The organism is Actinomadura scrupuli (assembly GCF_050971785.1).
In the GTDB taxonomy this organism is placed as follows: Bacteria; Actinomycetota; Actinomycetes; order Streptosporangiales; family Streptosporangiaceae; genus Actinomadura_E; species Actinomadura_E scrupuli.
In genome coordinates, this window is record NZ_JBPCCU010000001.1 from 1,094,067 (window position 1) to 1,112,063 (window position 17,997).

A 17,997-nucleotide genomic window follows, 5' to 3' on the forward strand; every position below is an offset into this window, starting at 1 on the left:
TCGCGGGTCAGAAGCCGGCGGTGATCTGGGTGAACTGCCAGGTGTTCTGGGAGATGCCGCTGCAGTTGGACACGACACCGCCGCCGGGGCAGGGGCGGTCGCGGTTGACGGCCCAATAGGCGAGGCGGGTCAGGCCCTTGGACTTGGCCCAGTCGCGGATCTGGGTCCAGGTCGCGGGGGTCGTCACCTCCTGCTGGTCGGACAGCCCGTTCATGCCGGAGATGCCCATGTGGCTGTAGGCCGTGGCGTCGTCCCAGCCCCAGGCGGACTTCAGGACGTTCTTCAGGCCTTCGGAGGCGCTGACCGTGCTGCCGTACATGTCGGCGCCGCCGCCGAAGTCGAAGGGCATGATCGTGTAGTTGTCGACGTTGACGCCCAGGGCCTTGGACTGGTTGATCAGCCGGGTGCCCCAGTACGTCGGCCCCGTCGTGGTGGTGCCGAGGGTGATGACGACCTTGACGTTCGGGTTGTTCTGCTTGATGATCTTCAGTCCGCCGAGGATCCGGTCCTGGACGACCTCGTTCTCCATCTCGTCGGTGTTCTCGATGTCGAAGTCGACCGCGATGGGGCCGTAGGCGTTGATGACCTGCTGGACGGCGCCCGCGAACGCCGACGACGAGGAGCAGTTCGGTCCGAGCTTGTTGCCCTGCCAGCCGCCGAAGGAGATCTGTACGCTGCCACCCGCGGACTTGATCGCGGAGATCGTCGAGGCGTCGGTGCCGCCGGTCAGCGGACGGTTGCCGTCCCAGGCCGGGGTGCAGCCGCCGCCGGAGAGCATGAACGCCATCGTGAACGACTTGACGCCGGTCGAGCTCATGACGGAGGTCGCGCTGGGCGGGTCACCCCAGCCGAGGTAGAGGTAGGGGGCGCCGGGCAGCTTGCTCCCCGGCGGAGGCGGCTGGCACCCGGTGGTCGTCCCGGTCACCGTGCCGCTCTTCGCGGACTCGCCGTTGGCGTTGTACGCCGCCACCGCGTAGCTGTGCGACGTGCAGGCGGCCAGTCCCGAGATGCTGGCGGAGGTGCCCGTCACGGTGGCCCGGACGGTCGTGCCCTCGTAGACGCGGTAGCCGGTGACCGTGCCGGACGAAGCGGACCACGACAGCGAGATCGCCGACGCGGTGGAGCCGGTCACCGAGGGGGTGCCGGGGACTCCCGGCGCGCCGGGCGGTGGCGGTGTCCCGCCGCCGCAGGACGCGCCGTTGATGGTGCAGTTCGCCGGTGCGCCGCTGAAGTTGCCGGGGCTGCCGTTGAACCCGAAGCTGATGGACGCGCCCGCGGCGAGCGTCGGCGCCCAGGACGGGTTGGCGAACGTGTAGTGCTGCCCGCTGCGGGTCATCTGGGTGTCCCACGCGGTGGTCACGGAGTACCCGGCGGGCAGGTCGACCTGGATGCTCCAGCCGTTGACCGTGCTCGACGTGCCGTTGGTGATCGTGTACTTGCCTTCGAACCCCGAGCCCCAGTCCTGGGTCTTGGTGAAGGTCGCGGTGAGCCCGGCGGCCAGGGCCGGTCCGCTGAGCACGGTGGTGGTGAAGGTCATGGCCAGCACGGCCGCGACGACGAGACGCAAGATTCTCATGGGTGTGCTCCACTCAGCCCGTGAAGGCCTGGAAGATGTCGGTGAACTCGTGGGCGGACTGACTGATCCCGCCGCAGGCGGGCGAGACCGACTGCGACTGCTCGCGGTCCGGCGGCGCCGCCGGTCGCGTTCTCGACGCTCACCAGGCCGGGCGTGGGGAACGTCATGTCGGGGTGGGGCGCGGACGTGATGGCTGAGGTGGGTGGCGGGCCTCCTGTGCTCGTGGTGGTGCCGGGCGGCTGCGGGGTGCCGGTGGGCCCGTCCAGGACGACGACGTCGGCGTGATGAAGGCCCTGGCGGTACCACCCGTTGACAAAGATCGTGACTGAGGCCGCCGGCGCCGATGTGGTGAAGGACGTCGTGACCTGGGCCCAGGCGGCGCCCGCGCCGCCCAGGTCCGCGGGCCGGTCCCGCCGGTGCCCGCGGCGCCGCTCGGGCGGGCGGGGGCGTACAGCAGTGCTCCGAGCACCGCGAAGAGCAGAAGAAACGGAACCTTACGTGGCATGGCTCGCTCCAGATGCGAACAAGCCCCCGGTAGACCGTTAGGAAACTTTCCTTTTAATTGACCGCGATGTTAACCCGGTCGCGGGGGCGCCACAAGCCCTTGATTTCTCGGGGTTTTCGGCGTACCGGGCCCGTGCGCCGCGTGGAGCGGGCCGGCGTCGCGGGCATGGGTGAGCGGTGCCGGACGGCCCTACTCCGGGGTGGACGACCGGCCGAAGCGCCGCTGTTCCTCCTCGACGATCTGGCGTGCGAGCGTGCTCTCCGCGATGTCCACGGCCTGCGGCGCGGACTCGGCGAGGTCGCTCCGGCGCAGGTAGCTGTCGAACGTCCGGGTCTTGTGCTCGAGGATCTGGAGCATGCGCTCGTCCAGGCTGTCGGCGGTCAGGAGACGGTGGCTCTGGACCCGGCGGACCTGGCCCATGCGGTGGGCTCGCGCGATGGCCTGGGCCTCCAGCGCGGGTTTGACCTGCGGCTCGCACAGGATGACGACGGAGGCGGCCTGCAGGTTGAGGCCGATCCCGCCGGCCTGGATCTGGCTGAGCAGGACCGCGTGACCGGGCGCGGCGGAGAACCTGTCGACCATCTCCTGGCGCCGGTTGGGAGTGACGCCGCCGGTGATCGGCCCGATGACGCCGGGGCCGAGCTGTTCGTGCACGGCTCTCAGCACGTCCAGGAAGTAGGAGAACACCACCACCTTCAGGCCGGTCTCGGCCGCGTCGCCGACGATCTCCGCAAGCCGCGTCAGCTTGGCGGACTTCTCCGGATCCGCGTAGGCGGCGCTGCGCATCGCCATGAAGTTGCCGCGCGCGACCGCCTGCCGGTAGTGCTCCCAGTCGGCGGTGCCGAACTCGGTCCACTCGTCGGTGGACACCAGCTCGGGCAGCTCGGTGAGGACGTCCTTCTGGTTGCGGCGCAGGTAGACCGGGGCGACCGCCTTGCGGAACCCGGCGGGGCCCAGTTCCCCGGCCGCGGGCTCGATCCGGTCGGCGAGGTCCGGGTGGAGGTGGCGGACGAGGTTGCGGAACTCCTCCAGCCGGTTCTCCATCGGCGTACCGGTGAGGAACAGGACGCGCTCGGTCCGCTCGCACCACCCGGCGACGGCCTGCGACCTGCGCGTCTTGGGGTTCTTGACGTAGTGCGCCTCATCGACGACCAGCGCCCCCACCGTGATCCCGCCCGGGACCGTCAGGGTGTGCAGGGAGTCGACGGTGGTCACCGCCACGCCGCCCTCCGCGATCCACGCCGCGAGTGCGGCGGCGCGCCCGGAGCCGTGCACGCGGTGCGGGCGCAGGGTGCTGCGGGCCTCGAGTTCCCGGATCCAGTTGACCAGCACGCTGGCCGGGCAGGCGATGAGGAAGTGCCGGTGGCCTTCCGCGCGCAGGTGTGCGAGGACCGCGATGGCCTCGATCGACTTGCCGAGCCCCATCTCGTCCCCGAGGATCACCCTGCGCTGGGCCAGGGCGAACCGTGCGCCGAACGCCTGGTAGCCGCGCAGCGAGACCGTCCGGTGGGTGTCGTCCAGACGCTGCGCGTTGACCCGGTCCGCGATCTCGTCCGGCACGAATCCACGGGAAGCGTCCGGGTCGTGCTCGAAGGCCACGCTCTCGGCGAGGACGGAGTAGAACTCCGGGGCCGACCGCTCGAACCCGCGCCAGGCCTCCGCCGCGGACCGGCGTCCGAGCAGCTCGGTGGTCACCCGGCCGAGCAGCGGGTGCGTCCGCTCCGCCGTCTCGCGGGCGAGCAGTTCGGTCAACCGCAGGACGGCCGTGCGCGCGTGTTCCCGGCGCTCCCGCCCGGCCAGCAGCGCGCGCAGCCGGCCGCGCGCCGGCCCGGCGGCGGCCAGCAGCACCGACAGTTCCGTGTCGAGGCGACCGGCCGTGGCGCACGCCCGGGAGAGCTCGGGCCCGGCGGCCACCAGCCGGCTCAGCGCGACCACGAGCGCGGTCGTACGCGGGTCACGGTCGTCGACGTCGATGCGGACCGCGACGGACTCCTGCATCGCCGCCCGGATCTGCTCCGCGGCGGCGTGCAACTGGGCGGCGGTGTGCGCGCCGATCCCGGGCAGCGAGCGCAGCCGGTGCGCGGGCGCGCTCAGGACCTGCCCGACCGTCGTATAGCCGGACCGCTCCAGCGGGCCCAGCCGCAGCCGCCCCCCGGTGACCTCCTTGAGCCGGGCCACGGGGATGCGGTCCAGTTCGGCTCGGGCGAGATCCTCGGTCAGCGGCGCCAGCGCGCGCCGGACGGCCAGGCGAGCCTCGGCGTGCTCGGACAGCAGGGTCCGCGCCGCGCCGTGCAGCCGGTCGGCCGCGCCGATGACGGCGCGCGCCTGCTTGCCGGCCGGCTCCGGGCCGGCCGCTGACTCGCTCCCGCCCATACGCCCCCTGACGCGCTTCCCGCCCGACGAATCGCACGATTCAACCACTGATCGGCTCTCTTGGGCGGGTACGGGAGTGTGACGGGCGGCTGGGCGGCGTTCACAACCGTTTGGCGCAGTACGACCGGATGTACTCGTTGCGCGGCTTGAACGAGATCCGGCCCTTGCCCTTCGGGCAGTCTCCGGTCGCGATCAAGTCCGTGATCTCGGTGACCTTGTAGTCCGCGGACTTCTCCCCGCTTCCGTTGCAGGGCACCTCGGTGACCAGTTTCGCGCTGTCGACGTTGACGCAGTCGCCGACGATGATGCCGCCGCCGCCCTTGCCGGGGTCGCCCGGATGCGGCGGACGCAGATTGCGCAGGCAGAGGTAGCCGACGGGCAGCCGCAGACCCGGTGCGGCGCTGGTGTACGGGATGGGGCCGCCCGACACGTTGACGATCGCGTCCGCCTCGTCGGGGCAGCGCCGCATGGAGGATCCGGTGAGCAGGTCGCCGGGCTTGAGCTTTCCCATATCGAGTACCTTCGCCACGGCCTCGGCCGAGTCGCAGGCCGTCTTGATCGGTGACAGGCGCGCCGCCACGCAGTCGCCCTTCCTCAGTACGTTCAGATCAGCCTCGGCGGCCGACATCGTGGGCGGGGAGGTGGGCGTGGCAGTGGGCGTGGGCGTGGGCGTGACGGCTTCGGTGGCCGGGCCGGCGCCCGAGGCCGGACCGGAGGGTGCGCTCGCGCTGGGCGACGGACGGCCGCCCGAATCCGAGCAGCCGGCGATCAGAAGGCACAGCAGTGATCCGGCCACCATCGCCATGGCACGGCCCGAGCGGTGAGCACCGCTGTCACGGTGTGCGCAGAACATCGTCCACCCTCTCGGAGGTCGCGGTCCGGGCGCCTGCCGTCGATGATCCCTGCGACCGGTGCCCCGTTCAAGGGGCCGGATGCCGCCGGGTCGTTTCCGGTCGTCGGCGACCTTCCGTCCTGCTGTTCTCGCTCCCCGAGGATGGAACGCCGGATCACCCTTCGGAGATCACGGCAGGAGGACGGTACCGGGGGAGGCGCAGGACGAAGCGGGCGCCTCGCTCGCTGTCCTCGATGGTCAGGGTGCCCTCATGTGCCTCGGCGGTCTGGCGGGCGATCGCCAGTCCCAGTCCGGTCCCTCCGGCGTCGCGGGCGCGTGAGGCCTCCAGCCGGGTGAAGCGCTCGAAGACGACCTCGCGGAGTTCGGGTGCGATGCCGTCGCCGTCGTCGGTGACCTCCAGCACCGCCGTGGACCCCTCGGCCCGGACGATCACGGTGACCTGGGAGGTGGCGTGGCGCTCGGCGTTGTCGAGCAGGTTCGCCAGCAGCCGGGTTATCTGCAGTCGGTCGCCTTCGGTGGAGACGGACTCCTGGAGATCTTTGACGATCTTCAGAGTGAAGGGGCGTTGGTCGAGTTCGGCGGCGACGAGCGCGGTGAGGTCGGTGCGTTCCCGTACGGGGGACGGGCGGGAGTCCAGCCGGGCGAGGGTCAGCAGGTCGGCGACGATGGCCTGCAGCCGTTCCACCCCGGTCAGGATCGTGGCCGCCGTCCGCGGCCAGTCGGTGTCCTCCGGATACATGAGGCCTTCCTCGACCTGGGTCCGCACGGCGGTGAGCGGGGTCCGCAGATCGTGCGAGGCGTCCGAGGTGAACTGCTGTAACTGCTGGTAGGCGCCCTCCAGCCGGTCCAGGGTGGCGTTCACCGTCTCGGCCAGGAGCGCGTACTCCCGCTGGTGGCCGGGCACCGGCACCCGCCGGTGCAGACCGCTCGCGGTGATCTCCGCCAGCTCACTCCGGATGGCGTTCACCGGGGCCATGTTCCTGGTGGCCACCCGGAAGTTCCCGGCCGCCGCCAGCGCCGTCACCAGAACCGACGCGATGATCGCCATGAGCAGCGCCGGCAAGGCCCCGTACCAGGGAGGCGTGGTGGTCGCCGCATAGATCAGCCAGATCCCGTCCGACTGGTAGGACTTGGCCGACCGGACGGCCCAGCAGCCCTCGAGCCCCGCTGGAGGGCACAGTGTTCGTAAGGCCTGCACCTGGCCGCCGGGCGGCCGGAAGCCGGCCATCGGCGGCTTGCCGAGCATCCGCGGGGTCGCCGCGACCACCCGGCCGCGGGCGTTCAGGACCTGGATCGCCTCCCCCTTGCCGGAGGGCAGGACCGGCGGGAGTCTGCCCTGTTTGATGAGGGGCACCACGCCGCCCCAGGCCGTGGTGCTCCGCGCGATGGCCCTGCCGTCCTCGACGTCGTGCACGTAGATGAGGAAGAGCGCGCTGAACCCGAGGCACACCAACGCCGTGATGCCACCGATGACCATGGTCGTACGGGCCCGCATGGATGATCGATTCCAGTTCGGCACCTGACCTCCCGAAGGCGAGGTGTTCACCTTCTAGAGAGACCTGCTCGGCTGGGGCCAGGGCAGTCCCAAGGCCGGGCATTCTTTTCGGCACGATGCCCGTGAGCTCGGCGATGGCGTAAAGGTGAGATCTCCGTCACTTCCTGACGAGTGCGACATCGGCCCAGCGAGGGCATAATCCCTGCTAAACCAGTAGGTTTTGTCGATAAACCTGCCAACCGGGCGGTGCCGGTCGGCTCCGGCGCAGGTGGGGTGGGGTGTACACGTGGCCGGACGTGCTGCATGCTGGCCCCATGAGCGCGGCGGTTGACCTGGTGGCACGGCGTCACATCGATCTGCTTCGCGTGTGCAGCGCAAGCTGTTGACACGCTTCCTCGCCTCGGGTGTCCGCCCTGGGCGCGCCCTCGAGACGAGCTGACGGGCACCCTCGCCCGCGAATCCTCCCCATCTGACCGGGTCCTGTCTCCGACCCGCGATCCCCCCTGCCCGCGACCCTCCAAGGGTCCCGTTCGGCGTGCCTTCTCGCGCCGGAGGTGTGTTCACCATGTCCGTCGACGTCCTCGATCCACCCGCCGGCGCCTCCGGGCCGGCGACCTCTCCCACGTCACCGTCCGTACCGACCCCGGCTCCGAGGCCCGCGCCGAGAGCGTCCGGGGCGCTGCGCAGGCTCCGCAGGGTGAGCGGCCTGTTCGCGGTGCTGGTCTGCTGGCAGCTCGGCGCGAGCAGGGGACTGCTCGGCTCGACCACGCCGACGCCGGCCCAGGTCCTGGCCGAGGCCGTCCGCCTGCTGGGCTCGGGGGAACTGCTCGCCAACCTCGGCGTCTCCCTCGTCCGGGTGCTCAAGGGGCTGGCGATCGGCCTGTCCATCGGCCTGGTCTTCGGCCTCTTCGCGGGGCTCGCGCGCCTGGGTGAGGACATCATCGACGCCCCGGTGCAGGCCGTGCGGATGCTGCCGCACCTGGCGCTGGTGCCGCTGTTCATCATCTGGTTCGGCATCGGCGAGACCTCGAAGATCTCCCTCATCGCCATCGGCGTGATCTTCCCCCTCTACATCAACGTCTTCCACGGCATCAGGGGAGTGGACGAGCGGCTCGTGGAGTCCGCCAAGTCCTGCGGCCTGGGCCGGCTCGATCTGATCCGCAAGGTCGTGCTGCCCGGCGCGCTGCCGCAGATCCTGGTGGGCCTGCGGCAGTCCCTGGGCATCGCCTGGCTCAGCCTGGTGGTCGCCGAGCAGTCGGCGACCAGCTCCGGCATCGGCTACCTCATCAACCAGGCCACCCAGTTCATGCGGACCGACACCGTCTTCGTGGTGCTGATGGTCTACGCGCTGCTCGGGCTCGGCACCGACCTGCTGGTCCGCGCCGTGGAACGCCGGGCGCTGGCCTGGCGGAGAGGGCTGGTGGCGCGATGACCACGGCGCTGGACGAGGGCGTACGGGTCCGCGGGCTGACCCGCCGGTTCGGTGACCGTACCGTCCTGGACGCGGTCGATCTCGACATCGCGCCCGGAGAGTTCGTCGCGCTGCTGGGCGCCAGCGGCTCCGGCAAGAGCACCCTGCTGCGGGCGCTCGGCGGCCTGGACCCGGACGCCGCCGGCGACTTCCACGTGCCCGCGCAGCGCGCGGTGGTCTACCAGGAGCACCGCCTGCTGCCGTGGGCGCGGGTCTGGAAGAACGTCGTCCTGGGCGTCAACGGACCGCGGCTGCGGGAACGTGCCATCGCCGCGCTGGAGGAGGTCGGGCTGGCCTCGCACGCCGACGCGTGGCCGCTCACCCTGTCCGGCGGCGAGTCGCAGCGGGTCGCCCTCGCCCGGGCACTGGTCCGGACACCCCGGCTGCTGCTGCTCGACGAGCCGTTCGGGGCCCTCGACGCCCTCACCCGGCTCAAGGCGCAGGCGCTGGTGGGCGAGCTGTGGGCCGAGCGCAGGCCCGCCGTCCTGCTCGTCACCCACGACGTGGAGGAGGCGCTGCTGCTCGCGGACCGGGCGCTGCTGCTCGCCGACGGCCGCATAGCGCGGGAGATCAACGTCGGCCTGCCCCGGCCGAGAGCCCTCGACCACCCGGATTTCATCGCCCTCCGCCGCACCCTGCTGCAGGGCCTGGGCGTGCACGTCGAGCTCGAGGACATCGAGCCCGGAAGCGTCGAACGCAAGGAGAAGCCATGAGTGAACTCGATCTCACCGCGGACGTAGTGATCGCCGGTGGCGGCCCGGCGGCCTCCTGGGCGGCGGTCAAGGCCGCCGAGACGGGAGCCGATGTCATCGTCGTGGACAAGGGCTACCTCGGGACCAGCGGTGCCACGGCCTCGGGAGGCACCGGGGTCTGGTACGTCCAGCCGGATCCGGCGGCCCGCGAGGCGGCCAAGGCCAGCCGCGAGGCGCTCGGCGGCCATCTCGCCGACCGCCGGTGGATGGACCGCGTGCTCGACCAGACCTACGCGAACATGAACGAGCTCGCCGAGATCAGCAGGTACCCGTTCCCGGTCGGCCCGGACGGCGCCCAGATCCGCCGGGGGCTGCAGGGCCCGGAGTACATGCGCCGGATGCGGGTGCGGGTCAAGCGCGCGGGCGTGCGGATCCTGGACCACAGCCCCGTCGCCGAACTGCTGGTCGACGGGGAGGGCGCCGCGGCCGGGGTCACCGGCTACCGCCGCCAGCACGACCAGGCCTACCGCATCAGGGCGGGCGCGGTCGTCCTCGCGACGGGCGGCTGCGCGTTCCTCAGCAAGGCGCTCGGCTGCGACGTCAACACCGGGGACGGAGCGCTGTTCGCGGCCGAGGCCGGCGCGGAGATGTCCGGCATGGAGTTCTCCAACGCGTACGCCATCGCACCGGAGTTCACCTCCGTCACCAAGACCGCCTTCTACTCCTTCGCGACCTTCTACCACGCGGACGGCAGTGTGCTGGAGGGCGCCGGGAGCCAGCGGGGACGCTCCGTCATCGCGCGCACCCTGCTGACCGAGAAGGTGCTGGCCCGGCTCGACCAGGCCACGCCGCAGGACCAGCGGGCGATGCGGCTGGCCCAGCCCAACTTCTTCCTCCCCTTCGACCGCCAGGGCATCGACCCCTTCACCGACCTGTTCTCGGTGACGATGCTCGCCGAGGGCACCGTCCGGGGCACCGGCGGGATCCGGATCACCGGCGACGACTGCGCCACCTCGGTGCCGGGGCTCTACGCCGCCGGTGACGCGGCCACCCGGGAGCTGATCTGCGGTGGGTTCACCGGCGGCGGCAGCCACAACTCCGCCTGGGCGATGTCGTCCGGCACGTGGGCCGGCCGCGCCGCCGCCAGGCACGCGCGTGAGCTGGGCTCCCGCGCCACCGGCCGTACGGCCCGGGGCGCGGGCGGGGCGGGGCTGCGGCCCACCGGAACGCCCGGCGGCGTCACGGCCGACGAGGTCGTCACCGCGGTGCAGCGGGAGGTGCTCCCCTACGACAAGAACCTGCTGAGGCACGGGGACCGGCTCACTCCTGCGCTCGGCGCCCTCGACGCCGTCTGGGCAGAGCTGCGCCGGGGCCTGCGGGCCGAGGGCGGCGACGTCGTACGGGCCCGGTCCGCGGCGGCGATGGCCGCGCACGCCCGCTGGATGTACAACGCGGCGCTGACCCGTACCGAGACCCGGGGCATGCACAAGCGGGCGGACTTCCCCGGCCAGGACCCGGCTCAGCACCACCGGCTGCTGGCCGGCGGCCTCGACGAGGTCTGGATCGCCCCCGAGACGGCGGCCACCGTGGCGGTGGCGTCGTGATCGAGGTCGTCTCCCGCGAGCGCTGCATCACCTGCGACAAGTGCATCGAGGTCTGCCCGACCAACGTGTTCGACCGCGGCCCCGACGGCGTACCCGTGCTCGCCAGGCACGGCGACTGCCAGACCTGCTTCATGTGCGAGGCCTACTGCCCGGTCGACGCGCTGTTCGTCGCACCCCAGTCGCACCCGCTGCCGCGCCACTCCGAGCTGCTCGACGAGGAACGGCTCATCGGCGAGGGCGCCCTCGGCAGCTACCGCGAGCAGATCGGCTGGGGCCGCGGCCGCACCCCGGGGGCACTGCGCGCGATCGGCCCGGCACTGCCCCGTCCCGGTGTGCCCCGCCCGCGGCCGGCCTCCGACGACTCCATCACCTCCTAGCACCTCCTAGCACCTTCTGGCCCGAACGCCCATAAGTCCCACCTGCTGAGAAGCTCCATCGAAAGGCACGACCGTGACATCCAGGTTCCTCCGCCCGATTCTCGCCGCGCTGCTGCTGACCGCGCTCGCGGCGTGCGGATCGTCGGGTTCCGGCGGCAAGGACGGCTCGATCACGTTGCGCATCGGCGTGATCGGCACCGGCAAGGGCGGCGAGCTGACCGGCCCGGTCGGCTACCTGCACAGCAAGGACGAGCTCCTGCCCGCACTCAAGAGCCTCGGGGTCACCAAGATCCAGGTCGCGACGTTCCCGAACGGGCCCGACCTCAACCAGGCGCTCGCCGGCGGGTCCCTCGACCTCGGCATCTACGGCGACACCCCGGCGCTGGTCGCCCGGGGCAAGAACCTGCCCACCCGGCTGATCTCCCAGGCGGCCGTCGGCCAGGACGCCGGCATCGTCACCAGGAAGGGCGGACCCGCCACCCTCAAGGACCTCGAGGGCAAGCGGATCGCCGTCCAGGTCGGCTCCTACATCCACCGCTACCTGCTCGGCGCGCTCGCCGAGGCCGGGGTGAAGCCCAAGGAGATCATCAACATGTACACCCCGGCGATCGTCGCCGCGCTGGAGAAGGGCGACATCGACGCAGGCGGGCTGGTCTCGGCCAATGTGGAGATCGAGCGGGGCAAGGGACTGCCGGTCATCGACGTGGCGTCCAAGGACCACCCGAACCTGCTCGGCACCTCCGCCACCGTCGTCACCCAGAGCTTCCTCGACCGGCACCCCGGTGTCGTCAAGACCTGGCAGGCCGCGCAGAACGAGGGCGGGCGGCAGGCCAAGGCGCAGTGGGACGACTACACCGCCTACCTCGCCAGGATCGGCGGCTACCCTCCCGCGATCACCAAGGCCACCACCCTGCGGAGCCAGGTCCCGGACCAGCCGTTCACCGACGCCGGGCTGAAGCTGCTCGACGGCACCAAGACCTTCCTGCTCCAGCAGAAGCTGATCGCCAAGGACTTCACCATCGACTCCTGGGTCGCGCCGGGGGCGAAGACGTGACCGGCGGCGACGAGCTGGACACCGACGTCCTGGTCCTGGGCGGCGGGCCGGCCGGGACCTGGGCGGCGGTGGCCGCGGCCACCGCCGGAGCGCGCGTGGTCCTCGCCGACAAGGGCTACTGCGGAACCAGCGGCTCGGCGGCCTCCGGCGGCAACAACCTCTGGTACGTGCCGCCGGATCCGGCCGCGCGGAAGGCCGCCGTCGACGCCCGCTTCGCCGCGGGCGGCCGGCTGGGCGACCGGCGGTGGATGGCCCGGGTCGCCGCCGAGACCTACCGCCGCATCGGCGACCTCGCCGCCTGGGGGTACCCGTTCCCGCGCGACGAGGACGGCGCGCAGCGGCGCGGCAGCCTGCAGGGACCGGAGTACATGCGCCGGATGCGGCGCCGGGTGCACCGGCTCGGCGTCACCCTCCTGGACCACCACCCGGCGCTGGAGCTGCTGGAGGACTCCTGGGGCGTGGTCGCGGGAGCGTCCGGGATCGCCCGCCAGGAGGGCTCGGCGCCCTGGACGGTCCGGGCCGGAGCCGTCGTGCTGGCCACCGGTGGCTGCGCCTTCCTGTCCGGAGCCTTCGGCCTCAACGTGGACACCGGCGACGGTCACCTGATGGCGGCCGAGCTGGGCGCCGAGCTGTCGGGCATGGAGTTCTCCGCGGCCTACGCGCTCTCGCCCGCCTACGGCAACCACACCAAGGGCCTGATGATGCAGTTCGCGTCCTACAGTCTGGAGGACGGCACGGAGATAGACGTGCCGCATCCGCTGGCCGGGCGGGACCGGATCGCCGCGCTGCTCGCCGCCGGCCAGGCCGTCTACGCCCGGCTGGACCGCGCACCGCGGGAGCTGCACGCGGCGATGCGCACCGCACAGCCGAACTACTTCCTCCCGCTGGACAAGGCCGGGATCGATCCGTTCCGGCAGCGCTACCCGGTGCGGCTGGTGCTGGAGGGGACCGTGCGGGGGACCGGTGGCCTGCGCGTCGTCGACGGCACCTGCGCCACCTCGGTGCCCGGTCTCTTCGCGGCCGGCGACGTCGCCACCCGCGAGCTGGTGTCGGGCTCGATCAGCGGTGGCGGCGCCTACAACGCCGCCTGGGCCATCTCCTCGGGGACCTGGGCCGGCGCCGGGGCCGCGGACTTCGCGCGGGGCCGGGCCCGGCCCCCGGCCACCCCGGCGGGCGGTGCCGGTCTGCTTCCCGGCCGTACGCCCGCGGCCGAGATCGTACGGGCCGTACAGGAGGAGGTGCTGCCGCTGGACCGCAACTACTTCCGCACCTCCGAGGGACTGCGGCGGTCGCTGCGGTCGCTGGACCAGGTCTGGCGCCAGGCCCGGGAGGGCGTCGCGGGCACCGGCCGGGAACGGCTGCGGGCCAGGGAGGCCGCGGCGATGACCGCGCACGCCCGCTGGATGTACACCGCGGCACTCGCCCGGGACGAGTCACGCGGCCTGCACCGGCTGGCCGGCAGGCCGACCGACGAGCGCTTCACCCACCGGATCCTCACCGGCGGGCTCGACGAGCTCTGGACGGCGCCCGACGTGCCCCTGGAGGCACCGCTCCCGCACTCCTGGGACCCCGTCCACCCGCTGCCGGGGAGATCACTGTGATCGAGGTGGTCAGCGCCGAGCGCTGCGTGTCCTGCGACGTGTGCATCAAGGTGTGCCCGACCGACGTCTTCGACCGAGGGCCCGGCGGCCTGCCGGTCATCGCCCGCCAGTCCGACTGCCAGACCTGCTTCATGTGCGAGGCCAACTGCCCGGCCGACGCGCTGTACGTGGCGCCCCTGACGGGCCCGGCGGCCAAGGGCTCCCCGCACACCGACGAGGTGGCGCTGGCGGCGCGGGACGCCTTCGGGCTCTACCGCCGGTACGTCGGATGGGGCGGCGGCCGCACCCCCGGCGCACGGCTCGACACCAACCACATCTTCACGGCGCGGGTGCGCGACGTCATCGAGACCCCGCCCGCCCAGCCGGGCGGTGACCAGGACGGACCGTGACGTACATGACGCGCGGGCCCGGCCCGCCTTCCTGGACGGCGCGGTCGCTCACGTCTCCGGCGACCACCGGCGCGGCGGTCACTCCGCCGCGCCCCGCCGGTGCCAGGCCTCGGCGAGCAGCTCGAAGGAGCGCACCCGATCGGCGTGATCGTGCGTGATCGTCGTCACGAGCAGCTCGTCGGCGCCGGTGGCCCGCCGCAGCACGCGCAGCCTTTCGACGACCGTCTCCGGTGATCCGGCGAACTGCGTGTCGACCCGGTCGGCGACCAGGGCACGGTCCTCCGCGGTCCAGGTGTGGGCGGCGGCCTCGCCGGGGGTGGGGAAGGGTATCGCCCCCTGGCCGGTGCGGATGCTGCGCACCCACAGCCCGTACGGTGCCGCCAGCTCGCGGGCGGCTTCGTCGGTTGCGGCGACCACCACGTCCGCCGAGACGATGACGTACGGGGCCGCCAGCACGGCCGACGGTTTGAACGCCGCCCGGTAGGCCTCGACCGCCTCCAGCACGGTGGCGGGGCTGACGTGGTAGTTCGCGGCGAACGGAAGTCCGCGCTCCCCGGCGACCTGGGCGCTCTGGCCGCCGCTGCTGCCGAGGATCCAGAGCTCCACGCCGGCCCCCTCGCCGGGCTGGGCGTGCGCCTCGATGCCGCCGGCGGAGCGGTGGGTGCCGGCCAGCAGGGCGATGATGTCGTCGACCTGTTCGGCGAAGTCCGGTGACTGCGCGCCCGGCTGCTGCAGGAGCTCGGCGTACAGGGTGAACAGCGGGGCCCCGGCGACCTTGGCGAACGAGAACGGCGGCGGGATGAGCAGGCCGTTCTCGACCCGGGCCCGCACCGCGGGCGGCTCGGACGGCCCGGGCGGGTCGTCGGCCGCCTTCTGGAGCTCGGCCCTGCGTTGCCCGGACCGGCCGAGCCCCAGGTCGATCCGGCCCGGGTGGAGGGCGTCGATGGTGCCGAACTGCTCGACCACCGACAGCGGGGTCTGGTGCCCCAGCTGCACGGCGCCCGATCCCACCCGGATGCGGCTCGTCGCCGCCGCCACCAGGGCGATGAGCACCGCCGGCGCCGAACTGGCGACACCGGGGGTGAGGTGATGCTCGGCCAGCCAGTACCGGTGATAGCCGGCCGCCTCGGCGCGCCGGGCGAGGTCGATCGTGTTGCGCAGCGCGTCGCCCGCGGTGCCTCCGGAGGTGATCGGTGCGAGATCGAGGATCGAGAGAGAGGTCATGACAAGGGCCCTCCGGCCGGGGACGGCCTGCTCGGGATCGGCTCCACGTAGCGGTTGGCGGGCCGGGGCAGGCCGAGCCGCCCGCGCAGCGTCGCCGCCGCGTAGGCCCGGCGGAACCTCCCTCGGCGCTGCAGCTCCGGGACGAGCCCACGGGTGATCGCCGTCAGGTCGTGCGGTAGCGCACCGGGCCGCAGCCGGTAGCCGTTGTACCCGGCCTCCTGCCAGTCGAGGAGCAGCTCGGCGAGCTGCCCGGGCGTACCGGTGAAGATCAGCGCGTCCGAGCCGAGCTCGGCCCCGTCCAGCTCGTCCAGCCGGGCCTTGCGGCCGGCGGCGGAGGAGGCGTCGTCGTCCAGGAAGACGACCAGGTCGGCGAAGATCCGGAGCGGCTCGCCGTCCCGGCCCACGGCGGCCTCCGCGGCGCGCACCCGGCCGGCGATGGCGGCCGCCTGGTCGCGGGTGTGCGGCGTGACGTACACGACGTCGGCGCCGCGCGCGGCGAACTCGTACGGCACCGTGTCGTGCGCCAGGGCGGTGACCAGCGGCTGACCCTGCGGCGGGCGCGGGGTGATCGAGGGGCCCCGGACGCTGAACCACCGGCCGGCGAAGTCGATGTAGTGCAGCCGGTCGCGGTCGATGAAGCGGCCGGTGGGCGCATCGCGGATCTCCGCGTCGTCCTCCCAGCTGTCCCAGAGGCGGCGTACGACCTCGACGGCGTCCGCGGCCTCACCGAACAGCTCCGCCACCAGGCCGGCCAGGGCGGGGTCGTCGCGGTCGCCGATCGGGAGGCCGGGGAGGTCCCGGCGGCCGAAATGTGCGGCGTCGGCCCGGCCGGGGGACACCTGCGGGCGCCAGCCGGCCCGGCCGTTGCTCACGAAGTCGAGCGTGGCGATGCCGATCGAGACGTGGAACGGCTCGGTGTGGGTCGTGCTCGTGGTCGGGACCAGCCCGATACCGGAGGTCAGCGGTGCCAGCCGGGCGGCCAGCAGCACGGCGTCGAGCCGGCCGCGGATCTGGTCGGTGCGGCCGTCCGGACCCTCCCGCAGGGAGGACTGCAGCCCGAGGGAGTCCTCGAACGTCACGAAGTCCAGCAGCCCGCGTTCGGCCTCGGCGACCAGGCCGGCCCAGTACCCGGCCGTGAAGACCGCCGCGGGCCGGGCCGCCGGGTCACGCCAGGCCGCGGGGTGCCATCCGGTGCCCTCCAGCGCCACGGCGAGATGAAGGTCCGGCCCGGTCACGCGGACGCCTCGTCCCGGGGATGCGGCGCGGTGAGGCCGAGGTGGTCGCGGAGCGTCGGCCCGGTGTAGTCGGCGCGGAAGACCCCCTTCTCCTGGAGCAGGGGGACGACCTTGTCGACGAGGTCGTCGAGCCCGCCGGGCGTCAGATGCGGCACGAAGATGAACCCGTCCGCGGCATCGGTCCGCACGAACTCCTCGATCTGGTCGGCGACGGTACGAGGGGTCCCGATGAAGGACTGCCGCCCGGTGACCTCGATGACGAGCTCGCGGATCGTCAGCCCCTTCTCCCGGGCCACCGCCCGCCACTGCTCGACGATCGCGCCCCGGTCCCCCCTGAACTGCGCCCGGCCCTTGGACACGCCCTCCACCAGGTCGGGTTCGAGGTCGGGAAGCGGGCCGTCCGGGTCGTGACCGGACAGGTCCCTGCCCCAGACGCCCTCCAGGAAGGCGATCGCGGTCTCCGGGCCGACCTGGGCCCTGCGGATCTCCGCGGCGTGCTCGGCGGCCTCCTGCTCGGTGTCCCCGAGGGCGTACGTCACCGCCGGGAGGATCTTCAGCTCCGCGGGCTCGCGCCCGTACTTCGCGAGCCTGTCCTTGACGTCCTTGTAGAAGGCCCGCCCGTCCTCCAGCCTGCTGTGCCGGCTGAAGATGACGTCGGCGGCCCTGGCCGCGAACTCTCGGCCCTCGTGGGAGTCCCCGGCCTGGATGATCACCGGATGGCCCTGCGGGCCGCGAGGGACGTTGAACCGCCCGGAGATGGAGAAGTGCCGGCCGTCGTGGTGGAAGGGGCCGATGCCGTCGGGCCGGACGAACTCGCCCGCCGACGGGTCGGCCACCACCGCGTCGGCTCGCCACGAGTCCCACAGCTCCCGGGCGACCTGGAGGAACTCGGCGGCACGCGTGTAGCGGTCGGCCTCCGCCAGGAACCCGCCACGCCGGAAGTTCTCGCCGGTGAAGGAGTCGTAGCTGGTCACCACGTTCCACGCGGCCCGGCCGCCGCTCAGGTGATCGAGGGTCGCCAGCCGCCTGGCCACCTCGTACGGTTCGTTGAAGGTGGAGTTGACCGTGGCTGCCAGGCCGAGGTGCGACGTGACGGCCGCCAGCGCGGACAGCACGGTGAGCGACTCCGGCCTGCCGACGACGTCCAGGTCGTGGATGCGGCCCTTCATCTCGCGCAGCCGGAGCCCCTCCGCCAGGAAGAAGAAGTCGAACCTGCCGCGCTCCGCGGTCTGCGCCAGCCGGACGAAGGAGCCGAAGTCGATCTGGCTGCCCGATCTGGGATCCGACCAGACCGTGGTGTTGTTGACACCGGGGAAGTGCGCCGCGAGGTGGACCTGCTTGACGGCGGAGGGCCGCGCGGTGGGCATCGTGTCGCCTCCTCAATTCCTATCTACATAGTAGGAAAAGCATGTTTCCTCGTCAACAATCCGATGGGACGACGTCAGGCGGATCCAGACGCTGCCGAGCATGGCGGTCGTCATCGGCGAGGAGATGGAACGGAGTGGAACGCCTACCTACCAGAGAACCCTGAAGGAGGATAGGAGGATC

General features: G+C 72.4%; 15 protein-coding genes. 8 read left to right on the forward strand and 7 right to left on the reverse strand.

Translation table 11 applies throughout. The features are described from left to right. Positions 1-7: 7 nt before the first annotated feature. The 3 genes from ACRYCC_RS05055 to ACRYCC_RS05065 form a co-directional block, all read right to left on the reverse strand. Positions 8-1,576: a cellulose binding domain-containing protein gene (locus tag ACRYCC_RS05055; RefSeq protein WP_433809195.1), complete on the reverse strand. Its 1,569-nt coding sequence runs from the start codon at positions 1,574-1,576 to the stop codon at positions 8-10. A gap of 694 nt (positions 1,577-2,270) precedes the next feature. Further along, positions 2,271-4,454 (reverse strand): DEAD/DEAH box helicase, encoded by a 2,184-nt coding sequence (locus tag ACRYCC_RS05060; protein WP_433809197.1) that lies wholly within the window; start codon positions 4,452-4,454, stop codon positions 2,271-2,273. A 100-nt stretch (positions 4,455-4,554) separates the two neighbouring features. After that, positions 4,555-4,965, reverse strand: a complete 411-nt coding sequence (locus ACRYCC_RS05065) for a hypothetical protein (protein ID WP_433809199.1) — start codon at positions 4,963-4,965, stop codon at positions 4,555-4,557. 136 nt (positions 4,966-5,101) lie between these two features. On the opposite strand from ACRYCC_RS05065, the gene ACRYCC_RS05070 reads away from it, so the two are divergent. Further along, positions 5,102-5,278, forward strand: a complete 177-nt coding sequence (locus ACRYCC_RS05070; RefSeq protein ID WP_433809201.1) for a hypothetical protein — start codon at positions 5,102-5,104, stop codon at positions 5,276-5,278. Between the two features lie 183 nt (positions 5,279-5,461). On the opposite strand, the gene ACRYCC_RS05075 is transcribed toward ACRYCC_RS05070, so the two are convergent. Then, positions 5,462-6,802 (reverse strand): sensor histidine kinase, encoded by a 1,341-nt coding sequence (locus ACRYCC_RS05075; protein ID WP_433809203.1) that lies wholly within the window; start codon positions 6,800-6,802, stop codon positions 5,462-5,464. Positions 6,803-7,367: 565 nt separating this feature from the next. Here ACRYCC_RS05075 and ACRYCC_RS05080 point away from each other — a divergent pair. The 7 genes from ACRYCC_RS05080 (at position 7,368) to ACRYCC_RS05110 (ending at position 13,990) form a co-directional block, all read left to right on the forward strand. Beyond that, complete coding sequence (locus ACRYCC_RS05080; protein WP_433809205.1) at positions 7,368-8,234, forward strand: ABC transporter permease; 867 nt, start codon at positions 7,368-7,370, stop codon at positions 8,232-8,234. Continuing rightward, the gene (locus tag ACRYCC_RS05085; protein WP_433809207.1) at positions 8,231-8,986 is read left to right on the forward strand and encodes an ABC transporter ATP-binding protein; all 756 of its coding nucleotides are present in this window, start codon (positions 8,231-8,233) and stop codon (positions 8,984-8,986) included. The genes ACRYCC_RS05080 and ACRYCC_RS05085 overlap by 4 nt, the downstream gene beginning before the upstream one ends. Beyond that, entirely contained in the window at positions 8,983-10,569 is a 1,587-nt protein-coding gene (locus tag ACRYCC_RS05090; RefSeq protein ID WP_433809209.1) for an FAD-binding protein, read from the forward strand. Before ACRYCC_RS05085 ends, ACRYCC_RS05090 begins: the two co-directional genes overlap by 4 nt. Further along, positions 10,566-10,946 carry a 4Fe-4S binding protein gene (locus ACRYCC_RS05095; protein ID WP_433809211.1) on the forward strand — a complete coding sequence of 127 codons (381 nt, stop codon included), beginning with the start codon at positions 10,566-10,568 and terminating at the stop codon, positions 10,944-10,946. Before ACRYCC_RS05090 ends, ACRYCC_RS05095 begins: the two co-directional genes overlap by 4 nt. Before the next feature lie 73 nt (positions 10,947-11,019). Continuing rightward, a complete protein-coding gene (locus tag ACRYCC_RS05100; RefSeq protein ID WP_433809213.1) occupies positions 11,020-12,000 on the forward strand; it encodes an ABC transporter substrate-binding protein in 981 nt (326 codons plus the stop codon). Then, positions 11,997-13,601, forward strand: a complete 1,605-nt coding sequence (locus tag ACRYCC_RS05105; RefSeq protein WP_433809215.1) for an FAD-binding protein — start codon at positions 11,997-11,999, stop codon at positions 13,599-13,601. The genes ACRYCC_RS05100 and ACRYCC_RS05105 overlap by 4 nt, the downstream gene beginning before the upstream one ends. Then, positions 13,598-13,990: a 4Fe-4S dicluster domain-containing protein gene (locus tag ACRYCC_RS05110; RefSeq protein WP_433809217.1), complete on the forward strand. Its 393-nt coding sequence runs from the start codon at positions 13,598-13,600 to the stop codon at positions 13,988-13,990. The genes ACRYCC_RS05105 and ACRYCC_RS05110 overlap by 4 nt, the downstream gene beginning before the upstream one ends. 78 nt (positions 13,991-14,068) lie before the next feature. On the opposite strand, the gene ACRYCC_RS05115 is transcribed toward ACRYCC_RS05110, so the two are convergent. Genes ACRYCC_RS05115 through ACRYCC_RS05125 form a run of 3 tightly spaced genes read right to left on the reverse strand, consistent with a single transcriptional unit; the run spans position 14,069 to position 17,816 of the window. Further along, positions 14,069-15,214 (reverse strand): LLM class flavin-dependent oxidoreductase, encoded by a 1,146-nt coding sequence (locus tag ACRYCC_RS05115; RefSeq protein ID WP_433809219.1) that lies wholly within the window; start codon positions 15,212-15,214, stop codon positions 14,069-14,071. Then, the gene (locus ACRYCC_RS05120; protein WP_433809221.1) at positions 15,211-16,449 is read right to left on the reverse strand and encodes an LLM class flavin-dependent oxidoreductase; all 1,239 of its coding nucleotides are present in this window, start codon (positions 16,447-16,449) and stop codon (positions 15,211-15,213) included. Before ACRYCC_RS05120 ends, ACRYCC_RS05115 begins: the two co-directional genes overlap by 4 nt. Next, entirely contained in the window at positions 16,446-17,816 is a 1,371-nt protein-coding gene (locus tag ACRYCC_RS05125; RefSeq protein ID WP_433809223.1) for an NtaA/DmoA family FMN-dependent monooxygenase, read from the reverse strand. The genes ACRYCC_RS05120 and ACRYCC_RS05125 overlap by 4 nt, the downstream gene beginning before the upstream one ends. Positions 17,817-17,997 lie beyond the last annotated feature (181 nt).

Coding starts and splice junctions, on each gene's coding strand:
- ACRYCC_RS05055 (WP_433809195.1), bottom strand. CDS start 1,576: ATGAGAATCTTGCGTCTCGTCGTCGCGGCCGTGCTGGCCATGACCTTC.
- ACRYCC_RS05060 (WP_433809197.1), bottom strand. CDS start 4,454: ATGGGCGGGAGCGAGTCAGCGGCCGGCCCGGAGCCGGCCGGCAAGCAG.
- ACRYCC_RS05065 (WP_433809199.1), bottom strand. CDS start 4,965: ATGGGAAAGCTCAAGCCCGGCGACCTGCTCACCGGATCCTCCATGCGG.
- ACRYCC_RS05075 (WP_433809203.1), bottom strand. CDS start 6,802: ATGCGGGCCCGTACGACCATGGTCATCGGTGGCATCACGGCGTTGGTG.
- ACRYCC_RS05080 (WP_433809205.1), top strand. CDS start 7,368: ATGTCCGTCGACGTCCTCGATCCACCCGCCGGCGCCTCCGGGCCGGCG.
- ACRYCC_RS05085 (WP_433809207.1), top strand. CDS start 8,231: ATGACCACGGCGCTGGACGAGGGCGTACGGGTCCGCGGGCTGACCCGC.
- ACRYCC_RS05090 (WP_433809209.1), top strand. CDS start 8,983: ATGAGTGAACTCGATCTCACCGCGGACGTAGTGATCGCCGGTGGCGGC.
- ACRYCC_RS05115 (WP_433809219.1), bottom strand. CDS start 15,214: ATGACCTCTCTCTCGATCCTCGATCTCGCACCGATCACCTCCGGAGGC.
- ACRYCC_RS05125 (WP_433809223.1), bottom strand. CDS start 17,816: ATGCCCACCGCGCGGCCCTCCGCCGTCAAGCAGGTCCACCTCGCGGCG.